This is a genomic window from Sulfuriroseicoccus oceanibius, from assembly GCF_010681825.2.
Lineage (GTDB): Bacteria > Verrucomicrobiota > Verrucomicrobiia > Verrucomicrobiales > SLCJ01 > Sulfuriroseicoccus > Sulfuriroseicoccus oceanibius.
In genome coordinates this window covers 3,447,423-3,466,811 of record NZ_CP066776.1, presented here as the reverse complement: position 1 = coordinate 3,466,811, position 19,389 = coordinate 3,447,423, and the positions used below count along the sequence as shown (strand labels likewise).

The 19,389-nt window shown below is 56.7% G+C and carries 12 protein-coding genes, 2 tRNA genes and 2 rRNA genes; 9 read left to right on the top strand and 7 right to left on the bottom strand.

What is annotated here, in order from left to right:
• Positions 1-39: 39 nt before the first annotated feature.
• Positions 40-723: a response regulator transcription factor gene (locus G3M56_RS14100; protein ID WP_164365390.1), complete on the bottom strand. Its 684-nt coding sequence runs from the start codon at positions 721-723 to the stop codon at positions 40-42.
• A 201-nt stretch (positions 724-924) separates the two neighbouring features.
• Between G3M56_RS14100 and gatC the strand changes: the two genes are divergently transcribed.
• Positions 925-1,212, top strand: a complete 288-nt coding sequence (gene gatC / locus G3M56_RS14095) for an Asp-tRNA(Asn)/Glu-tRNA(Gln) amidotransferase subunit GatC (protein ID WP_164365391.1) — start codon at positions 925-927, stop codon at positions 1,210-1,212.
• Positions 1,213-1,272: 60 nt separating this feature from the next.
• A complete protein-coding gene (gatA, locus tag G3M56_RS14090) occupies positions 1,273-2,727 on the top strand; it encodes an Asp-tRNA(Asn)/Glu-tRNA(Gln) amidotransferase subunit GatA (protein ID WP_164365392.1) in 1,455 nt (484 codons plus the stop codon).
• A 120-nt stretch (positions 2,728-2,847) separates the two neighbouring features.
• On the opposite strand, the gene G3M56_RS14085 is transcribed toward gatA, so the two are convergent.
• The 6 genes from G3M56_RS14085 to G3M56_RS14060 all read right to left on the bottom strand — a co-directional run bounded on the left by G3M56_RS14085 (position 2,848) and on the right by G3M56_RS14060 (position 10,132).
• Positions 2,848-3,168 (bottom strand): hypothetical protein, encoded by a 321-nt coding sequence (locus G3M56_RS14085; RefSeq protein ID WP_164365393.1) that lies wholly within the window; start codon positions 3,166-3,168, stop codon positions 2,848-2,850.
• A 38-nt stretch (positions 3,169-3,206) separates the two neighbouring features.
• Positions 3,207-3,935, bottom strand: a complete 729-nt coding sequence (locus G3M56_RS14080; protein WP_164365394.1) for a M14 family metallopeptidase — start codon at positions 3,933-3,935, stop codon at positions 3,207-3,209.
• 115 nt (positions 3,936-4,050) lie between these two features.
• On the bottom strand, positions 4,051-5,358 hold the full coding sequence (locus G3M56_RS14075; protein WP_164365395.1) for a phosphatase PAP2 family protein: 1,308 nt from the start codon (positions 5,356-5,358) through the stop codon (positions 4,051-4,053).
• 4 nt (positions 5,359-5,362) lie between these two features.
• Positions 5,363-5,878: a crossover junction endodeoxyribonuclease RuvC gene (gene ruvC, locus G3M56_RS14070; RefSeq protein WP_164365396.1), complete on the bottom strand. Its 516-nt coding sequence runs from the start codon at positions 5,876-5,878 to the stop codon at positions 5,363-5,365.
• A 144-nt stretch (positions 5,879-6,022) separates the two neighbouring features.
• Complete coding sequence (locus G3M56_RS14065) at positions 6,023-7,747, bottom strand: DEAD/DEAH box helicase (protein ID WP_235203482.1); 1,725 nt, start codon at positions 7,745-7,747, stop codon at positions 6,023-6,025.
• Positions 7,748-8,041: 294 nt separating this feature from the next.
• A complete protein-coding gene (locus G3M56_RS14060) occupies positions 8,042-10,132 on the bottom strand; it encodes a glycosyltransferase (protein ID WP_164365397.1) in 2,091 nt (696 codons plus the stop codon).
• 63 nt (positions 10,133-10,195) lie between these two features.
• Between G3M56_RS14060 and G3M56_RS14055 the strand changes: the two genes are divergently transcribed.
• The 7 genes from G3M56_RS14055 (at position 10,196) to G3M56_RS14025 (ending at position 19,153) form a co-directional block, all read left to right on the top strand.
• Entirely contained in the window at positions 10,196-11,455 is a 1,260-nt protein-coding gene (locus tag G3M56_RS14055) for a putative capsular polysaccharide synthesis family protein (RefSeq protein ID WP_235203481.1), read from the top strand.
• A gap of 12 nt (positions 11,456-11,467) precedes the next feature.
• The gene (locus tag G3M56_RS14050; RefSeq protein ID WP_164365399.1) at positions 11,468-12,496 is read left to right on the top strand and encodes a hypothetical protein; all 1,029 of its coding nucleotides are present in this window, start codon (positions 11,468-11,470) and stop codon (positions 12,494-12,496) included.
• A gap of 169 nt (positions 12,497-12,665) precedes the next feature.
• Positions 12,666-13,571 (top strand): LysR family transcriptional regulator, encoded by a 906-nt coding sequence (locus G3M56_RS14045; protein ID WP_164365400.1) that lies wholly within the window; start codon positions 12,666-12,668, stop codon positions 13,569-13,571.
• A 546-nt stretch (positions 13,572-14,117) separates the two neighbouring features.
• Positions 14,118-15,664, top strand: a 16S ribosomal RNA gene (locus tag G3M56_RS14040).
• Between the two features lie 205 nt (positions 15,665-15,869).
• Positions 15,870-15,945 (top strand) — tRNA-Ala (locus tag G3M56_RS14035).
• Positions 15,946-16,029: 84 nt separating this feature from the next.
• A tRNA-Ile gene (locus tag G3M56_RS14030) sits at positions 16,030-16,106 on the top strand.
• Positions 16,107-16,319: 213 nt separating this feature from the next.
• Positions 16,320-19,153: ribosomal RNA gene (locus G3M56_RS14025) — 23S ribosomal RNA — on the top strand.
• Together the 16S and 23S rRNA genes with 2 tRNA genes alongside form the textbook arrangement of a ribosomal RNA operon.
• Positions 19,154-19,389: the final 236 nt, after the last annotated feature.

The window sequence follows — 19,389 nt, the reverse complement described above, 5'->3', positions numbered from 1 at the left end:
GATCGTGCGCGGGCGGCGGAGACTGAAGCTGCGGGGGAATTAAACTTCAGCGTGGAATACGTAGCCGACACCGCGGACCGTTTCGATGTGCTCGGCGTATTCGCCAATCTTTTCGCGCAGGCGTTTGATGTGTGTGTCGAGCGTGCGGGTGAGCGTGGAGTCGCGGTATCCCCAGACTTGGCGCAGCAGGTGGTCGCGCTCCTGCACTTCGCCTTCGTGTTGCATCAACAAAAGCACGAGCTTGAACTCGGTGGCGGTGAGATCGACGACCTGGTTGTCGAGGTCGAGGCGGAGGGTTTCGCGGTCGAGGCGGAACGAGCCGACTTCGAGGATGTCTGGTGAGCCGCCATCGCCTTCGGTGCGACGCAGTACGGCGGCCAGACGGAGTTGCAGTTCTTTTGAATCGAATGGTTTGCTCAGGTAGTCATCGGCACCGGACTCGAAGCCTTTGATGCGGTCTTCCACGGCGGAGCGGGCGGTGAGCATGATCACGGGAATGCCGGCAAACCCAGGGCGCTTGCGCATCTCCTTGAGGGTGGCGATTCCATCCATGTGCGGCATCATCATATCGAGCAGCACAGCATCCGGACGCGACTTGTCCATGGCTTCGAGGGCTTCGAGGCCATTGCTGGCGGTTGCCACGGTGTGGCCCGCACTTTCGATGTTGAAGGTCAGGAGATCGACCAGATCTGGTTCGTCGTCGACGATGAGGATGCGTGACATAGCGGTAGGTTTCTCGTTTTGGTGCGCCTGCTGGAACACCGCGAACAGGGTGTGGGATGTCACGCCAATCGCCAAGTGACACTTTTGTCAGGGCTGCGACCCGATTTCCGGCGGCGGGTGAATTCGCGGGTTGATCTTTAGTGCGATCGTTTCTACCTGTCTACTCACCCTTAGTGAACCTCAAATTTCCCGCAGAGAGCCATGGCCAACGACCGCATTGATATCCACCACACCGCGAAGCTCGCTCGTTTGGAGCTGACTGATGACGAGGTGCAACTGTTTGAGTCACAGCTGGAAAAGGTGGTTGGCTATGTGGAGAAGCTCTCCGAATTGGATCTCAGCGATGTGCCGCCGACCGATCATGCGGGCACGGTGCACACGGCGTTGCGCGAAGATGAGCCTCGTCCGGGGATGGGTACTGAGGCGGTGGTCCAAAACGCACCACAGAGCGCACGCGATCAGATCGTGGTGCCACGCGTGATTGAATAAGCCCCCCTCTGCTGACTGGTCCTCACTGATTTTTCTTACCTTTTATCGATTTCCCTACTCATGTCGCTCGCAGCCTCCACCATCACCGATCTTCGCGCCAAGCTGGTCGAAGGAACGATCACCCCGGCCGATATCATCAACGACATCCGCAAAGCCAATGAGGCTGCGGATCCACGGGTGACAGGCTATTTGTCCCTCGATTACGACGCGGCACTGGCGGAGGCGGAAAACGCGGATCTGTCGCTGCCTCTCGGTGGTATCCCGATTGCGATCAAGGACAACATCAATGTCAAAGGACAGGGCTGCGGTTGTGCATCGAAGCTTTTGACCGGCGGCTACACCTCACCGTACGACGCGACGGTGATCGCCAAGTTGCGCGCAGCGGGTGCCATTCCGCTCGGCCGCACAAACATGGACGAGTTCGCCATGGGCTCGACTACTGAAAACTCCGCAACCGGCGAGACCCGCAACCCGTGGGATATCGACCGCGTGCCAGGTGGGTCGTCCGGTGGATCCGGAGCGGCGGTTGGTGCGCGCACTGCCGTTGCCGCACTGGGCTCGGATACGGGTGGCTCGATCCGTCAGCCGGCTGCGTTCAATGGTATTGTCGGTCTCAAGCCGAGCTACGGCCGCGTGTCGCGCTACGGATTGGTGGCCTTTGCCTCGTCGCTCGACCAGATCGGACCAATGACCCGCTCGGTGGAAGATGCCGCGCTGATGCTCAATGTCATGGCCGGCTCGGACATCCAGGACTCGACGTCGGCCCAGATCGATGTGCCGGATTACACCGCAGGACTCGATGGTGATCTGAACGGGCTTCGCGTTGGCGTGCCGAAGGAGTTCTTTGGCGAAGGTCTGGATGCCGATGTGAAGGCATCGGTGGACGCTGCGATCGCCAAGCTCGAAGAGCTCGGTGCAGAGATTGTCGAAGTTTCCCTCCCGCACACCGAATACGCGGTGGCGACCTACTACATCATCGCTACGGCTGAGGCGTCTGCGAACTTGGCACGCTTCGATGGCGTGCGTTATGGCAACCGTGCGGAAGATCCGGCGGACTTGCTCCAGCTCTACACCCGCACCCGCGAGCTCGGGTTTGGCGAGGAAGTAAAACGCCGCATTCTTCTGGGAACCTACGTTCTCAGCTCCGGTTACTACGATGCCTATTACCTTCAGGCGCAGAAGGCGCGTACTCTCTTCCGCCGCGATTTTGAGGCAGCGTTTGAAAAGGTCGACGTCATTGTCGGGCCGACCTCGCCTGGTCCTGCGTTTGAAGCTGGCTCGCTGACCGCGGATCCGTTGCAGATGTACCTGGCGGACATTTACACCATTTCGGCCAACCTGGCGGGGATTCCGGCAATGAGCCAGCCATGTGGATTTGTCGAGCGAGAAGCCGGCAAGCCGCTTCCAGTTGGCTTGCAGCTGATGGCCAAGCCATTCGACGAGCAGACTCTGCTCAAAGTCGGTGCCGCCTACGAGCGCGCCACCGATTGGCACACCCGCGCCCCAGGAGCGTAGGTTTTGCATTTAGGTGATTGGCGGTGGCGGGGGGATATGCCCGCTACCGCAAGCACTGATTGGATCCCGGCAGAGCGAAATGGCGCCGTATGAACGGTGGCCGTCGGCCGACGTTAGAGGCTACCACTCACCTTCGGGATATTTGGCGTTGATCTCTGCTTTGAGGTCATCGCTCAGAAGCCCGGTGCGTGACATGTAGATTTGGTTTCGGTAAACCTCGCGGCCCCAAAGGAGGGGGAGGATGCGCATGGTTTGCCTGTGGAGAAACACATGGTTGTGGCGTTGTCCGATCACGCAGTAGTCACTCATGGAGCTTGAGTAACTGCTTTCGGCAATATGGTATTGCTTCTCGAACTCAGCAGGAGAGAGAGTCTTTACCGTCGAGCATGAGGAGAGAGCGAAGGCGAGAGCGCTTGTCGCTACTAGTGGTTTGATTTTCATGCTGGCAGGTTGGCTGTGTGCTGCTTTTTGCAGGGTCTCTACGGCAAGCAAACAGCCAAGGCAGAGCGCATCGCGGCCTTGTGGGCCTGCACTCTGAGTTCCAGAGGAGCGCTGCTAGGTGTTTCGAATGTGAATGACAGAGGGCAGCCAATCTTTGCCAAGAAAATGGCTTCCGGCCATCGCTCCGGCTCGTCTGGTTCACATTCGTGGTAGATCCATCCGGGTTTTCGTACGTTGTGGTCATCGATCACCTGCTCGGGTTCCATTTGCATGACCTCTCCAACCGCAGCCGAAATCAGAGCGTAGCGCTCCGGGCAGTCTTCGCCTTGATTGATCTCGTAGTAGTAAAAGCCGGTGCTTTCCCAGTCCTCGTGCAATGAGAGTGCGAAATCGTAGGATGCGCCGTCCAGCCAGCGAGCGTGGCCTGCGACCTCGTCCGTGCGTCGGCTCAGGTAGTCGCGGTTCAGGTCTTCTCCCTGATGGTTTTCCCTTTGTGCCAGAGCCAGGCCGGTTGGGTTCAGCACCGGGCAAATCACCCAGCTGATTCCAGTGGGCTTGAAGAAACCTTCTCGCAGGAGCTCCAGTAGAGCGAGCGGGCCTGCTGGTTCGTCGCCGTGCATTCCTGCGGAGACATAGCCCCGGCGTGCTCCATCGCCCAACCGATAGGCTACGAGCGGGTAGCCGCAGACGTCCCCGTACTGCTCTCGCTTTGCGCCAATGCGCGAGAATTCATCATCGAAGCTGCGTATCAATTCGTGGACGTCCATCACGCTCACTCACTAGACACGGCACGCCTTCGAATCAATCGCAAATACGGTGCAGGTGATGGCTCCGCGCGGGTTCTTGGATGGGAGACAGGCGAACGGCCAGAGGATGGGGCGCTCAGTATTTCACAGAGGCGCCCGTCGGCACGATGACATGCCATGGTGCGTCTTTGGTGCCGTGAATTGGCGTGCCTGAGGTGTCTTCGATGAAGAAGAGTTCCTCGGAAGTAGAGATGATCTCGATTGCCACGTCGGCGGGTGCTTCGAAGCGGACGGTGACAGGCGGGTCGAGCAGATCGTCGTTTTGTTCGGGAATGGTGAGCGTGGCTTTGCCGGTGTCGAGTTCTACGCTGAGCTCTTGCAGGCGTTGCGGAGCGAATGTAGCGCGGATGGTCTGTTGCAGTTCGCTGGTGAGGCCGGACTCGCGTTGTTTGAGTTCGGCGACGATACGGCCGTCGTCTTTTTGTTCTTCGTTCCAGACGGACTTGATGCCCGAGCCAGGGAGGCCGTGGCCATGGCTGGTGGCGGTGGCGGCAAAGGTGTCGCCCGGAAGCAGGTGGAGGGTAGCTGTGGGAGATTTGACCATCAGCTTGACCGGTGCGGACTGGTCTGCTGTCTCGAGTTCGAACGTTTGGTTGCTGCTGATCGGGGAGGCAAGCAAGCCGAAGAAGATGATGGCGGGGAGCGCGAGGCAGAAAAGCGACAACTTAGGCCACGAGACGGGCTTGAATTGCTCGGATGCGACTGCGGGGAGCGGTTGGTCGATTTTCATCCAGCGCGCAAGGAAGGCGCAAGTGAACCAAAGCACTCCGGCTGCCCACAGTGTGTCACTGGCAAAGTGGCCGCCCTGCAGGAGGCGCGCCATGCCGATGATCGAGCCATAGCCGAGGCCGGCGACGAGGAAGCCCTTTGCCAGTCTCGGGCGTCGGCTGCGCAGGAGAAAGTAAAAGGCGAAAAAGAAGAACCCCATGGTGGCATGGCCGCAGGGGAAGGATTTGCCCGGGCTGGAGAGATCCATGGTGAGCACTTCTTCGAATGCGTACTCACCTCCGAGCGGGGCTGTGTCCCTCGGGCGTGGGCGGCCCCAGTGATCTTTGAGGATCGCGTTGGCGATAATGAGCGGGCCCACCAGCAGCACCAGCAAAAGATAGCCTGCGGGCTTGCGGAAGCGCGCGGCGGCAGGGCGGCGCAATCCGACGAGTAGGATCAAAATCGCGGCGACGCCGGAAAGCAAGGCGGGCCAGGTGCCGACGACGTAGAGAACGCGCCAGATTCCGGTGTCTCCGCGCGACCAGCCTCCCTGGTCGTCCTGAGCCCACAGAGCTACTGGGAGGTCCCAGTTGAAAATGCGGAAAAGGATGGTGCCGATGAGCAAAAGGGCCAAAGCGGGCAGGATGTCGCGGACAACGAAGTGGGGGCGCGGCATGAAATTAAATGGAGGCGGGTGGGTTGAGTTTCGCGGCAGGGGAGCTGCTTTCGGTGAGGTGGGTGAGGCCGATGGCCAAGGCGTCGGCGGCATCGTGGTCCGGTGTTTCGCGCAAGCCGAGGAGTGCGCGCACCATGAATGCGACCTGATCTTTGTCTGCAGCGCCACGGCCCACTACCGATTGTTTGACCCTTTTTGGGGCATATTCGCGGATTTCCAGGCCGGCTTCGGCGGCGGCGATCAACGCGGCGGCGCGCGCGGCCCCCATGGTAATGGCGGTGCGGTGGGATTGTACGTAGATAATCCCTTCCACCGCGCATTCGTTGGGTTGGTGTGTACGGATCACCTCCCGCAGGTGTTCGGTGATTGCCAGCAGGCAGGCGGACTGGCGTAGCGACGCCTTGTTTTTGATGGTCCCGTACGCGAGCGGAGTCGGGGTGCGCTGCCCGTCACGCTGTTCTAAAACAGCAAACCCCGTATTCCTGATGGCTGGGTCGATCGCTAATATGCGGCGGCTCATGCCAGGAATACGGGGCGGGGTTGCAATTTGTGCTGCGGGACCCTGCGAGGGGTGTGCTCAAGCAGGTGTCCGTTTCAGCTACAGAAAGGCTGTACGAAAGCTATGGGCTAGTCGAACTAATTCTGTAACTTTCTCAGCATCCGGTTATCTACGGCGACGGCGGCCACCACCACCGCGGCGGCGGTTGCGTCCGAGTGCTTTCTTCAACGCGTCCGGATCGCTCGGGACATCGTCGTCGAGCATGGCCGTGTAGAGGTAGTTGAAGTCTTCGAGTTTCTTGCGCTCGACCTTCGAGCCGATGAAGCGCTCAACCGCCTCCGCGTACTCGAGTTCGTCACCGCTGAGGAGGGTGAAAGCATCGCCGGTCTTGTTGGCGCGGCCGGTACGTCCGATACGGTGGACGTAGTCTTCCGGGTTCTCTGGCACGCGGTAGTTGATCACGTGGGAGACGTCGGAAACGTCGATGCCGCGGGCGGCGACGTCGGTGGCGACGATGATCTCAAACTTACCTTCACGGAAGCCCTGCAGTGCCTGGGTGCGCTGGGACTGGCGGATGTCCGAGTGCATCACGGTGGCCTTGTGGTTGCCGTCGCGTTCGATCATGTCGAAGATGCGGTCGGCCTCGGCCTTGGTGCGGGTGAAGATCATCACCGAGTGGAAGTCCGTCTTCTTGAGCATCGCGAGGATCAGCTCGTTGCGCTGCTCGTCGGCGACTGGGTAGAAGGCGTGCGCCACGGTGTCGGCTGGCGAGAAACGGCGGCCGACCTCGACTTTTTCAGGCTCTTTGAGCGCGAACGACGCGAGGCTTTCAATCTGCGGCGGCATGGTAGCCGAGAAGAAGAGCGTCTGGCGGTCCTTCGAGCATTTTTCGACGATGCGGCGGACGTCCGGAAGGAAGCCCATGTCGAGCATGCGGTCGACTTCGTCGAGCACGAGGTAGTCGATCTCGTCGAGCGAGATGGTGCCCGAGTTCATGTGGTCGAGCAGGCGGCCCGGGGTGGCGACGACGATGTCGACGCCGCGCTTGAGGAATTCATTCTGCTTACCGTAACCGACGCCACCGTGGACGACGAGTTCGCGGATGTCGGTGAATTTACCGAAATTGACGATCGCGTCTTCGACCTGGGCAGCGAGTTCGCGGGTCGGCTCGAGTACGAGGCAGCGCAGCTTGCCGTGGGACTTGAGCTTGTCGATGATCGGCAACATGAAGGCAGCCGTTTTACCGGTACCTGTTTGGGATGCGCCGATGATGTCCTTGCCGGCGAGCACGATTGGAATCGATTTTGCCTGGATCTCGGTTGGGCTGACGTAGCCCATGGCGGTCACCGCTTTGGCGACTTCGTCGGACAGACCGAGAGCGGAGAATTGATTGTCTTCGCCGAGTTCGACGGCCGAGGCATCGGCGATCTCCCAGTGTGGTGGGTTTGGAGCGTCTGGAGCGAAGGTGAGTTCCTTCTCTTCCTTGCGCTCGCGTCCACGGCCCCCACCGGAGCGTCCGCCACGGCGGCGGTCGCCACCTTCGGAGCGGCGGCGTGGTTTGCGTTCGTCGGATCCGCTCTTAGGCGACTCGCTGCGAGGCTTGTCGTCCTTGGATCCTCCATCTGCAGGCTTTTCGCCCTGTGGCTTGCGCCTGCGGGACTGGGACTCGCGGCGTACTTCGCCGGACTCGTTGCGTGGGCGGTTGCCGCTGCGCTTCTTCTTTGCCGGACGCTTCTTCGGTGCCGGTCCGTCGCTTGGCGACCAGTCGCCAGGGTTGCCGCTTTTCGTTTTGGTTTCTGGGGCGGCTGGTTTGGTTTGCTTGTCGGCAGGGGCGGATGCGCCTTCCTCTTTGCCGAGGATTTTGCCGATGAATTTGATTACGCTTTTCATTCCTACTATCTGGGTTGCCCGGTGTGGGTTTCAGGAGGAAACCGTGATGGCCGCGCATCTGCCTACCGTGGTGGTGGCGGGATGAATGGGCAAGCCGGGCTGCAATCCGATTCCCCTGATGGGTCATTTCTGAGCGGCCATTGGGGCCGCGCACCTTGTTTTGCGGGGTGGATTGCCTCTATATGTCGTGGCGATTTGTCAATCTTGCAAGGGATACCTTCGTGGATTATCCGCGGGTGCAATCGGCTGGAATAGAGAGGATTGCGGGATCTTTGGGTGCGCTGCGGCGGTGAGTTAGCTGGCGGCGCTGGATCGGGCTTCCGCAGGCGCAATGGGCGGATCGTGGTGAGCCCGAGGATGCAGCGGAGGGTGGAGTAGATCAAAGCCCGCCACATCCAACTTCCATTCGGCTTTTTCGTTCATTGGGATCCATTCGATGCGGGAGATCGTTGTCAGGTGCTTGCGCAGTGCCTCCAGATCGAGCTCGATCTCGGTCCAGTGTTTGCTTGACCAGTTCCAGTTGTGGACGAGTTCGATGGAGGATTCATCTCCGGCAGTCTCTTGGGTTCCGGTGATTTTAAGTTTTGAGGCGGTTCCGTTCTTCGGGCGGGCGCAGAGGCGGATTGTGGTGCACGTGTCGATCTGCTGAAGCTTGTGCCATTGCATGGTAACCGTGCCTTTCCCCCAAAGGCTGGCGTAGGGCTTTTGCTGGGGACGCAAGAGCAGTTTGCTGCGCTCCAACGTGGGGAATGTAGAGCCCAGCGCATTGCTGGTCGGTGCAGGCGTGGACTTGGCTGAGGGGGGCTTTGGGATGGAAAATGCAGCATCCCAGCTTTCGCGGTTCAGGCAGGGCGATGCCGGGATGCGGACCTCGCATCCTTTTGCTCCGGCTTGGCCGGCTTTTAGCGCAAACTCCGCCACGCTTTTGGAGAAGAGTGGGGTCTCCACCCCGCGCATGGTCAGGAACCGAGCCAACGGCGGGCATCCTCGGCGCATCGGGGCTCGGTTGGCTGGCAGAGCATGGCGGGTCAGGCCTTCGCGTAGTGCCGCGGCGTGATCGGCCGGTGTGAATTGGTAGCCTGGGTTCTTCAGGCAGTGTTGTTGGATTTTATCCTGATTGGACGCGAACTCGACCAATGCCTCGCGGATGGCCAGGGTTGAGTTCATGTCGAAGATCAAGCCCGTGCGGCCGTGCTCGACGAAGTCTACCATGCCCCTGGCGCGGGAGGTGAGCACCGGCCGACCTGCCGACAGCGCTTCAAGCATGACCAGCGGTGCATTTTCATGCCAGATCGACGGCACGACCACCGCATCGACGTCACGTAGGACGGTGTAAATGTCATCGCCGTTGAAGGATCCGCAGTATGTAACGCCGGGAGTATGCTTGATTTGGTCGAGGATTGCCGATGCGTGAGGGTCGCCTGGGTTAGGCTTCCCGTGAATCGACAAGGTCGCTCCAGGAATCTTGGCTGCCGCAAAAGCATCAATCAGCAAATCGAGACCTTTGTGCCTCGCCATCTGGCCGATGAAGGCAAATGCAGGCCCTTCTCGGTTCGGCAGGGATTGCAACGCCTGCTTTTCTTCTGCGTTTGGGATGCGGATGCCGTAGGTGAGGAGTTTGCCCAATCCTGGTTCGATGAGCCCGAATTCCTCGCACGACTCTTGCAGGAAGCGGCTTGGGTACCAGACCTCACGGAAACTGGAAAAGGCTTCCGCCATGGTTCCGTTGCGTTTTCGGATGCTGGCGAGGTCAGGGATCCACTGGTCGCGGATCGAGCGTGGGAGGCTCGAGGCTGCCCGGATTGCGGATCGCTGAAGCGGGCCGGAGGGAAGGCTGCTGAGGTGCTTCTCAAGAGAAGAGGAGAAATTTCCTGTGGCTTTCTTGACCTGCAGGAAGTCGGCGGCGCAGTGGATGGCATTCTTGCCGGGGCCGCTGCACAGTTGGTTGTCACATGGTTTGACCATTTGGCCGGCCCAGCAAATGCCCCAGAGATCGGTCAGCGTTGCCGTGACCGGGATGTTCAAGTCGTCACACGCGGTGAGAAAGTCCACCCCGAGGTGGAGCAGGTGGCAGCAGTGAACAATATCGGGTTGGTAATCAAACAGTACGTCCTTGTATAACTCGAGGCGATCCGGGCGGGTGTGGTAGTCCTGTAGTTTGCGGATTGGGGATGTGGATGAATCCACGGCGAGCACCCGGATGCCGTCCCAATGATATTCTCTGATGGGGTGGCCCATGGATTCCGGGCTCGGAGTGAGGTCGACAGTCAGAACCGTGACGTCATCACCCATGGCTTGAAGTCCTTTGGCAAGAGCCAGCGTATAGCGTTCAGTGCCGAGTGTGAATTCGGGGAAGAACTGATGAACAGTGATCAGGACGCGCATGGGAAGATTGTCGGGGGATGGTGTTTGACAGGGAGGGGGTGAACGGCGTTCGATGTGCGCGGAATGGATACCGTGCAAATGATTTTATGGGCGCTCCAATTTGCGATGCTGGGGGCGTTGATCTTGCTTGTGCTCAGTGTGCGCGGGCGGATCCGTCAACATGAGAGGGTTTTGGAGAAGCTGATGCAACGGCAAAAGCGCATGCGTTCCCAGATCGAAGGTGTTGAGGCCAAGGTTGCTAAGAGGAAACGAACTGATGAGGCGAGCGGTTTGCAGGGAGTGCACCGGGCTCTGGCGGACCAGCTCACCCATGCCGGTGAGCATCTGGATCGTCGAATTGGTGAATTGGAGGCGCAGTTGGCCGCGCGGGGGGGGCAGGTTGTCCAGCCAGTGGCGGACGAAGCGCCACCAGCGCCTGATGCTGAAGTGTTGTTGGCTAGCGAAGGGATGAAGAGTGCTCCGGAGCGGAATCTTCATATGGTCCACGCCATTCAAAAAACGGGGAACAGCTCGCTGTTGGCGACGTTGTGGGCCTCCAAGGAGGTGGTGGACGCCGCGATGAGTGCTCATTTCTACTCTGTGGCTGCGATGGAGGATTTGAAACGCAAGTGTGAGGTTGCCTTCAGCGAGGCTGCTAGGAAGGATGCGGAGCATCAGTACCAGCGGGCACTGGCAACGCGCGAGTTTCTCGGTGGATTGGGATATCTGAAAGATTGGCCCGGTTACGAGGCCTTGCCGGTTCCTGAGCACAAGTTGAATGTGATTTGTGCGTTCCGGGATCCAGTGGCCGCTGCTTTGAGCTTCCGTTACTATGTGAAGTCGCGCGGTGGGCCGAAAGATGCCGCAGAAGTGATGCAGGCCAGGGGAAGGGGGCTACAGGTTCCGCTAGCGGGTGAGTATCCATTTCATCCGGAAGAACATCTGAAGTGGATGCAGAACTGGGCGCATCATGAGCTGGAGTTGCTCTATGGGATCAGTTTGGAGGATGTGCGCATTGATCATGACAAGGGGTATGGGGTTTTTGAAACCGACCGCATCCGGTTGTTGGTGCTGACTACCGAGTCGTTTGGGCGGTTGGATCAAACCTTGGCTGAGTTTTATCATGTCACGCCAGATGCCTTTAATGTGGTGAAGGCAAATGATGGGGAGTCGCGTGCCGATGCGGCGGAGTACAGGGAGGCGGTGAAGAATTACAAATTGTCTGGCCGCCTGTTGGATGATCTGTATGAGGCGCCGATCCTTCGCCACTTGTATTCCGAGGACCAGTTGAATGGGTTCAAGCGGAAGTGGAGCGTGGACTCCGAAGTTCCGGCTGGGCGATAATTATCCGGGGCTATGAGTAAGCGGCTGATCTTACATATCGGGGTGCACAAGACGGGTACCAGCGCGATTCAGTCATGGATGGAGTATCTGGCGCGTGAGGGGCGGTGTCCGGTTCATTATGCGCGAGCTGGCAGGGACGGAAGTGCGCACCATCGTTTGGTTCAGGAATTGCAAATGTTCGGCGATTTGTCGGCTGCGGTTGATATGAGGCGTGAGGTGCTTGCCTCCGAGAGCGATTTGGTGGTGGTCTCAGCGGAAGGAATGTCGAAATTGAACCGTGCCGAGGTGGAGGATTTGTTTTCGGTTTTCCGCGGAGCCGATATTGACCTTGAGGTGCTCGCTTGGCTGAGACGACCGGATCAATATGTGGAAGCGGTTTTTTCGCAATTGGTGAAATCCGGCAAGGATGCCCGGGACGCCAGGAAGCCGATGATGAATCGGGTTGGCGGGGGAGAGTTGTTTTCCGATATGTTGCAGCCGTGGCAGGATGTGCTGGGAGAGGATCTGGTAAGGATTCTTCCTTATGATCGCAAACGATGGCGGGAGGGCTCTCTTTGGGCGGCTTGGTGGCAGGCGCTGGGTGTGGACGCTCCGTGCGCGGAGAGTGAGATGCCGCGGTCGATTCGTGAGGCGAATGTTTCCCCCTCGGCCATGACTCTCGCGGTAGTAGCGGAGCTTACGCGTCGATTGAAGGATCGGCAGGTGGCGGTCCGTCAGATGTGGCTCTTCATCCTGAATGTAGTCAACCCTATCCAGGAACGGCTAGCGAATCAGTGGCCGGATGTAGCGGCGATTCGTTTTTCTATGTTTACGCCCGGTGAACGTCTGGCGTTTATTCAGAATGGGGGGCTTCGTCGGACTGGCGATTCGTGGTGGAATGAAGATGATGTGTTGGGATCGGCTTCCGATTGCAACCTCTCCTGGGTTTTGGATCCGGGGGGGATACCGGAAGTCTACCGACTGTGTTACGAGGAGTTGTTGGTGTTTGCCGTGTCGCTCGCCGAGCGCTGCCACGCAGCGAATGCAGGTGTCTTTTACTGAGGCTGGCGAGGGTGAGGGGCAATTTTTCTGCAGCCGGTAATGAATAGGTGCCTCTCAGGGTGGTAATTCGGCGGTTTCATAACTTCGTTGAGTCCAAAAGGTGGAACAGGGGCGTTCTTCGGGCTATGGGTCATCACTATCGAGACTGAGTCTCTGAGTTTTTCTCGTTATGCACATTGAGACGTTAAAAGTATTTTGCGATATCGCGGCCACCGGAAGCTTTTCTGCTGCAGCCGAGCGCAATTTGCTGACCCAGAGCGCGGTGAGCCAGAAGATGCGTGGGTTGGAGAAGCATTTTGGCGTGCAGTTGATTGATCGGGGGAAGCCGGTTTCGTTGACGGATGAGGGCAGGGTGTTTTTGAAGTCTGCGGAACGAATTTTAGACGCTTATGGCGAGATCCCTGAGCGCCTGCTGAAGGCGAGTGGTGTGCCGCGAGGGGAAGTGCGTGTTGCGACCGTGCCGAATATTGGCCTCTACGACTTGGCTGAAGTGCGGGCTGGTTTCGCTGAGAAGTACCCTTCTCTTGTGGTAAAGACCAGCTATCTGGCGTGGGAACACGGCTACGAAGCGGTGGCGGAGGATCAGGTGGATTTTGCCTTGGTTCCTTATCCGGAAAAACGTGAAGGCTTCACGGTAGAGACCGTGTGGCACGAGAAGCTGGTGTTGGTTTGCCCGAAGACTCATCGCTTGGCTCGGCATGGCGTAGTGAATGTCCGTGACCTGAGGGGCGAGCGCTTCGTCTGGTACGCGGCCGACCGCGTCTCAAGTGTCGTGCTGGAGGAGATCTTGAAGAAAGCGAATGTCGATTTGGATATCGTCATTCAAGTGCGGAACCCGGATGCGGCCAAGCGAGCAATCGCGATTGAGGGCGTGGTGGGCTTCTTGCCTGAGAGCTCTATACACGACGAAGCGCAGGAGCTCTCGCTGAGTGTGGTTGAGTTGAGCTCGGCTGACTTCTGGTTGCCGATTGGGATCGTGCGAAAGAAGGGGGCTGAGATGTCGCTGGCTGCCGCCGAGTTGATCACTGTGTTGAGGGACCGGGGCGAACCAGTGGACGCCTCGGGCGACAAGTGATGGCTGCGTGCTCTGTTGCATTCAGCCGATTGATTCCAAGCAACAAGGCCGCCCGTGAGGGCGGCCTTTGTCGTGTCAGGATGGCGCTGCTTCAGCGGACTAAAGCACGCTGTGGGTGCCGGAAATCGAATTTTACGTGAATATTCGGACCGTCGTACATTGCTGGATTTCAGCGGGTTGAGGGGTGGGTTCGGGGTGTGAATATACGAATAATTCGCACCTTCCGCCTCAAAATGAGTTGCGGGGACTTTGGGCGTGCGTATACTTCAAGCCCGGCCGGAACGAGCCGGACGCGAACGACGCGAAGTCGATCGCCTGCTGCTTCAATGAGAGTTGAGCGAAGGTGGTCGTTTTTTTATGTCCGAGCGTGTGAGATCTTTTGAAAAGTTGGATTCGTGCTGACCGGAGAGTGTCAGTATGAATTGGAGAAGAAAAGGCTAAAATGTGTACTGTGCGGTGACAAGTTTATCGCACGGGTCTGGCAAGTGGCTGTGGAGCTGCTTGATCGGACTGAAAACTTTTTGGCAATACGCCAATACCAATTTCTTTATGGAGAGTTTGATTCTGGCTCAGAACGAACGCTGGCGGCGTGGATAAGACATGCAAGTCGAACGGGGAATGTGATTAGCTTGCTAAATGCATTCCTAGTGGCGAACGGGTGCGTAACACGTGAGTAATATGCCTCGAAGAGCGGGATAGCCCAGCGAAAGTTGGATTAATACCGCATGTGGCGGAGATGGGATTCCATTTCTTGCTAAAGGTAGGGACCTTCGGGCCTGCCGCTTCGAGATTGGCTCGCGGCCTATCAGTTTGTTGGTGGGGTAATGGCCTACCAAGACAACGACGGGTAGCCGGTCTGAGAGGATGTCCGGCCACACTGGAACTGAGACACGGTCCAGACACCTACGGGTGGCAGCAGTCGAGAATCATGCACAATGGGCGAAAGCCTGATGCTGCAACGCCGCGTGGAGGATGAAGGCCCTAGGGTCGTAAACTCCTGTCACCAATGAGTATGGGTATTATGTTTAATAGATGTAGTATTTGATAGTAATTGGAGAGGAAGGGACGGCTAACTTCGTGCCAGCAGCCGCGGTAATACGAAGGTCCCAAGCGTTGTTCGGAATCACTGGGCGTAAAGCGTATGTAGGCGGCGTGGAAAGTCAGGTGTGAAAGCCCGGGGCTCAACCTCGGAACTGCACCCGATACTCCCACGCTAGAGTAATGGAGGGGAGTCTGGAATTCACGGTGTAGCAGTGAAATGCGTGGATATCGTGAGGAACACTAGTGGCGAAGGCGAGACTCTGGACATTTACTGACGCTGAGATACGAAGGCTAGGGGAGCGAACAGGATTAGATACCCTGGTAGTCCTAGCAGTAAACGGTGCTCGCTTGGTGTGAGAGGATTCGACCCCTTTCGTGCCGGAGCTAACGCGTTAAGCGAGCCGCCTGGGGAGTACGGTCGCAAGACTAAAACTCAAAGAAATTGACGGGGACCCGCACAAGCGGTGGAGTATGTGGCTTAATTCGATGCAACGCGAAGAACCTTACCTGGGCTTGACATGCCGTCGTAGGTCTGTGAAAGCAGACTGTCAATTCGGTTGGACGTGCACAGGTGCTGCATGGCCGTCGTCAGCTCGTGTCGTGAGATGTTGGGTTAAGTCCCGCAACGAGCGCAACCCCTGTGATTAGTTGCCAGCACGTAATGGTGGGGACTCTAGTCAGACTGCCCAGATCAACTGGGAGGAAGGTGGGGACGACGTCAGGTCAGTATGGCCCTTATGCCCAGGGCCGCACACGTACTACAATGCTCAGTACAATGAGAACCGATACCGCGAGGTGGAGGAAATCTACAAAACTGGGCTCAGTTCGGATTGTAGGCTGCAACTCGCCTACATGAAGCTGGAATCGCTAGTAACGGCGCATCAGCTACGGCGCCGTGAATACGTTCCCGGGTCTTGTACACACCGCCCGTCACATCATGGAAGCCGACCGCACCCGAAGTATCGCAACTCGGTCCTAAGGTGTAGTTGGTAACTGGGATGAAGTCGTAACAAGGTAGCCGTAGGGGAACCTGCGGCTGGATCACCTCCTTTCTAAGGAGTAATTTGACCGGTCCGTCTCACGGAAATATCCGGCAAATAGGTCGACGCCTAAGTGCTGCTTGCAGCATAAGTTTGGAAACAAGCTGGCGCAGTCAGGGAAGAAATGAACTGACAACTCACAACCTTGAGTGCGTTTGGAATCGCGCAGTGCACATTTTAGTCTTTACTTCTCCTTCCACAAAAACCGTTTTCCAACGGGGGTATAGCTCAGTTGGTAGAGCGCCAGCTTTGCAAGCTGGATGTCTGGGGTTCGAATCCCCATGCCTCCACCAACGTCTTCAAGTAGCGAGTAGGAAGTAGGGAGTAGGAAGGGAAACCTTGCTACTAGCTGCCAGCTACTGGCTACGCCAAATGAAGGGCCTGTAGCTCAGTTGGTTAGAGCGCGCGCTTGATAAGCGTGAGGTCACAGGTTCAAGTCCTGTCTGGCCCACCATTTATTGAGACGTTGTTGGTTTGAGTGGAACGATGGTGATCCAAAAGAGATGGTTCTTTGATATCTGTATGCAGGATAAAAAGTAATATAGAAATACAATTTCATTGTGTGACAATGATTTCTATCCTGACGTCTAGTAGAAATACTAACAACGGCAAATTTTGTAATGATCCTCCCTTGAGGGGGTGAGTTACTTACTGATCTAAATCAAGAGAACAAGTATATAAGGGCATGCAGTGGATGCCTTGGTACCAACAGGCGATGAAGGACGTGATAAGCTGCGATAAGCCTCGGAGAGCTGCAAATAAGCTTTGATCCGTGGATTTCCGAATGGGGTAACCTGGCTGAGTTAATACTCAGTCGTCTCTTGCTGAATACATAGGCAAGAGGTCGCAATACCCGGTGAAGTGAAACATCTCAGTAACCGGAGGAAAAGAAAGAGAATCGATTCCGTAAGTAGTGGCGAGCGAAAGCGGAAGAGCCCAAACCAGGAGCTTGCTCCTGGGGTTGTAGGACTCCGATGTGGGATTTCTGAAGATAGATTAAGCATCTGGAAAGTTGCGTCATAGAGGGTGATAGCCCCGTGATCGAAATCTGAAGAAACCCTAGGATGTTCCTGAGTAGCACGACACACGTGAAACGTTGTGTGAATCTGCGCGGACCACCGCGTAAGGCTAAATACTAGTTGGTGACCGATAGTGAACAAGTACCGTGAGGGAAAGGTGAAAAGAACCGCTGCGAGCGGAGTGAAATAGAACCTGAAACCGCATGCCTACAAGGTGTCAGAGCCTCTATATGGGGTGATGGCGTGCCTTTTGCTTAATGAGTCTGCGAGTCAGTGCCAGTGGCGAGCTTAAGTCCTTCCGGGACGGAGGCGTAGCGAAAGCGAGTCTGAATAGGGCGACATAGTCGCTGGCGCTGGACCCGAAGCCGAGGTGACCTACCCATGGCCAGGTTGAAGCTGCAGTAAAATGCAGTGGAGGACCGAACCGATGTGTGTTGAAAAACGCTCGGATGAGCTGTGGGTCGGAGTGAAAGGCTAATCAAACCCGGTGATAGCTGGTTCTCCCCGAAATGCATTTAGGTGCAGCGTTGTGTGCTGACCCACGGGGGTAGAGCACTGAATGAGCTAGGGGCCATACCCGGTTACCAAACTCAATCAAACTCCGAATACCGTGGGGTGAAACACAGCAGTGAGTCTATGGGGGATAAGCTTCATAGTCGAAAGGGAAACAACCCAGATCAGCAGCTAAGGTGCCCAAATACCGCTCAGTGGAAAGGATGTGAGATTTCTTTGACAGTGAGGATGTTGGCTTAGAAGCAGCCACCATTTAAACAGTGCGTAACAGCTGACTCATCGAGAGATCTTGCGCCTAAAATAATTGGCGATCAAGCGGTATACCGAAGCTCTGGATGCTCTTTATAGAGTGTGGTAGGGGAGCGTTCCCAACAGCATTGAAGCCCGATGGCGACTGACGGTGGAGTGTTGGGAAGTGAGTATGCAGACATGAGTAACGATAAGACGGGTGAAATCCCCGTCCGCCGTAAACCCAAGGTTTCCTGGGCAACGTTTTTCGTCCCAGGGTTAGTCGGGACCTAAGCCGAGGCCGATAGGCGTAGGCGATGGATAGCTGGTTAATATTCCAGCACCTCCGAACCTTAATCCGCGAGGACGCGGGTGGTGACTGATAATGCCGATTGAAAGTGGCAGAGGGGAAGCTTCGGCTGAACCTACCTTCATGATCCAACCGCCTAGAAAAGTCGCGGGGTACGCTAAGGAGCCCGTACCGTAAACCGACACAGGTGGGTGAGTTGAGTATACTAAGGCGTAAGAGTGAAATCTGGTTAAGGAACTCGGCAAATTGACCCCGTAACTTCGGGATAAGGGGTGCCCCTTTATTGGGGGCCGCAGTGAACCGGGCCAACCGACTGTTTAGCAAAAACACAGCATTGTGCTAAGACGAAAGTCGACGTATACGATGTGACACGTGACCAATGCCAAAAGATTACGGTAAGGTGTTAGCTTTCGAGCGAAGCTCCGAGCCCAAGTCCTGGTGAATGTCGGCCGTAACTATAACGGTCCTAAGGTAGCGAAATTCCTTGTCGGGTAAGTTCCGACCTGCACGAATCGTGCAACGAGTTGGCCGCTGTCTCAACCAGATGCTCAGTGAAATTGTAATGACGGTGAAGATGCCGTCTACCCGCAGAAAGACGGAAAGACCCTATGCACCTTAACTGTACGCTGTTATTGATTTTTCGGTTTCAATGCTCAGCATAAGTGGGAGGCTTTGAAACATATCTTTAGGGATATGTGGAGCCGCCAGTGAGATACCACCCTTTGGTATTGGAAAATCTAACCTCTGACCTTGAATCAGGTAGGGGAACAATGGCAGCCGGTCAGTTTTACTGGGGCGGTATCCTCCTAAAGAGTAACGGAGGAGCGCGAAGGTTGGCTCAGCGCAGTTGGCAATTGCGTTTCGAGTGCATTGGCATAAGCCAGCCTAACTGTGAGACCCACAAGTCGAGCAGATACGAAAGTAGGTCAAAGTGATCCGGTGGTTGAATGTGGAATTGCCATCGCTCAACGGATAAAAGGTACGCTAGGGATAACAGGCTGATTTCGCCCAAGAGTTCATATCGACGGCGAAGTTTGGCACCTCGATGTCGGCTCGTCGCATCCTGGGGCTGGAGAAGGTCCCAAGGGTCCGGCTGTTCGCCGGTTAAAGCGGCACGCGAGCTGGGTTCAGAACGTCGCGAGACAGTTCGGTCCTCTATCTTCTGTGGGCGTAGGAAAATTGAAGGGTTCAAACTCTAGTACGAGAGGACCGAGTTTGACGCACCTCTGGTGCTCCAGTTGTTCTGTCAAGGGCATTGCTGGGCAGCTAAGTGCGGAAAGGATAAGCGCTGAAAGCATCTAAGCGCCAAGCCCCTCCTAAGACTAATTTTCCCTGAAGGATCGTGGTAGACCACCACGTTGATAGGTTACGGGTGTAAGCATGGCAACATGTTCAGCTTAGTAATACTAATCATCCGTTCGACTTGTTCTTCTTGTTTAGATTGGTTTTATTTCTCTAAACGAACGTCAGGAATGACGGGAATCGAAAGACACAAGATTGTGTTTCTAATTGCCTCTTCTGCATACAGATATCAGTGAATCACCCCAAGGAGGTTCACTCACACGTCAGCTCAGACTGAGTTGTTCGCGTTGATCTTTTTTCATCAAGTTCTGAAACCAGGCAACTGGTCATCAGATTACCAGCCACGAAACGAATGAATCGGAATC

Excerpts from the sequence above, each read along its gene's own strand:
- G3M56_RS14100 (WP_164365390.1), bottom strand. The coding sequence starts at position 723 with ATGTCACGCATCCTCATCGTCGACGACGAACCAGATCTGGTCGATCTC.
- gatC (WP_164365391.1), top strand. The coding sequence starts at position 925 with ATGGCCAACGACCGCATTGATATCCACCACACCGCGAAGCTCGCTCGT.
- gatA (WP_164365392.1), top strand. The coding sequence starts at position 1,273 with ATGTCGCTCGCAGCCTCCACCATCACCGATCTTCGCGCCAAGCTGGTC.
- G3M56_RS14085 (WP_164365393.1), bottom strand. The coding sequence starts at position 3,168 with ATGAAAATCAAACCACTAGTAGCGACAAGCGCTCTCGCCTTCGCTCTC.
- G3M56_RS14080 (WP_164365394.1), bottom strand. The coding sequence starts at position 3,935 with ATGGACGTCCACGAATTGATACGCAGCTTCGATGATGAATTCTCGCGC.
- G3M56_RS14075 (WP_164365395.1), bottom strand. The coding sequence starts at position 5,358 with ATGCCGCGCCCCCACTTCGTTGTCCGCGACATCCTGCCCGCTTTGGCC.
- ruvC (WP_164365396.1), bottom strand. The coding sequence starts at position 5,878 with ATGAGCCGCCGCATATTAGCGATCGACCCAGCCATCAGGAATACGGGG.
- G3M56_RS14065 (WP_235203482.1), bottom strand. The coding sequence starts at position 7,747 with ATGAAAAGCGTAATCAAATTCATCGGCAAAATCCTCGGCAAAGAGGAA.
- G3M56_RS14060 (WP_164365397.1), bottom strand. The coding sequence starts at position 10,132 with ATGCGCGTCCTGATCACTGTTCATCAGTTCTTCCCCGAATTCACACTC.
- G3M56_RS14055 (WP_235203481.1), top strand. The coding sequence starts at position 10,196 with ATGGATACCGTGCAAATGATTTTATGGGCGCTCCAATTTGCGATGCTG.
- G3M56_RS14050 (WP_164365399.1), top strand. The coding sequence starts at position 11,468 with ATGAGTAAGCGGCTGATCTTACATATCGGGGTGCACAAGACGGGTACC.
- G3M56_RS14045 (WP_164365400.1), top strand. The coding sequence starts at position 12,666 with ATGCACATTGAGACGTTAAAAGTATTTTGCGATATCGCGGCCACCGGA.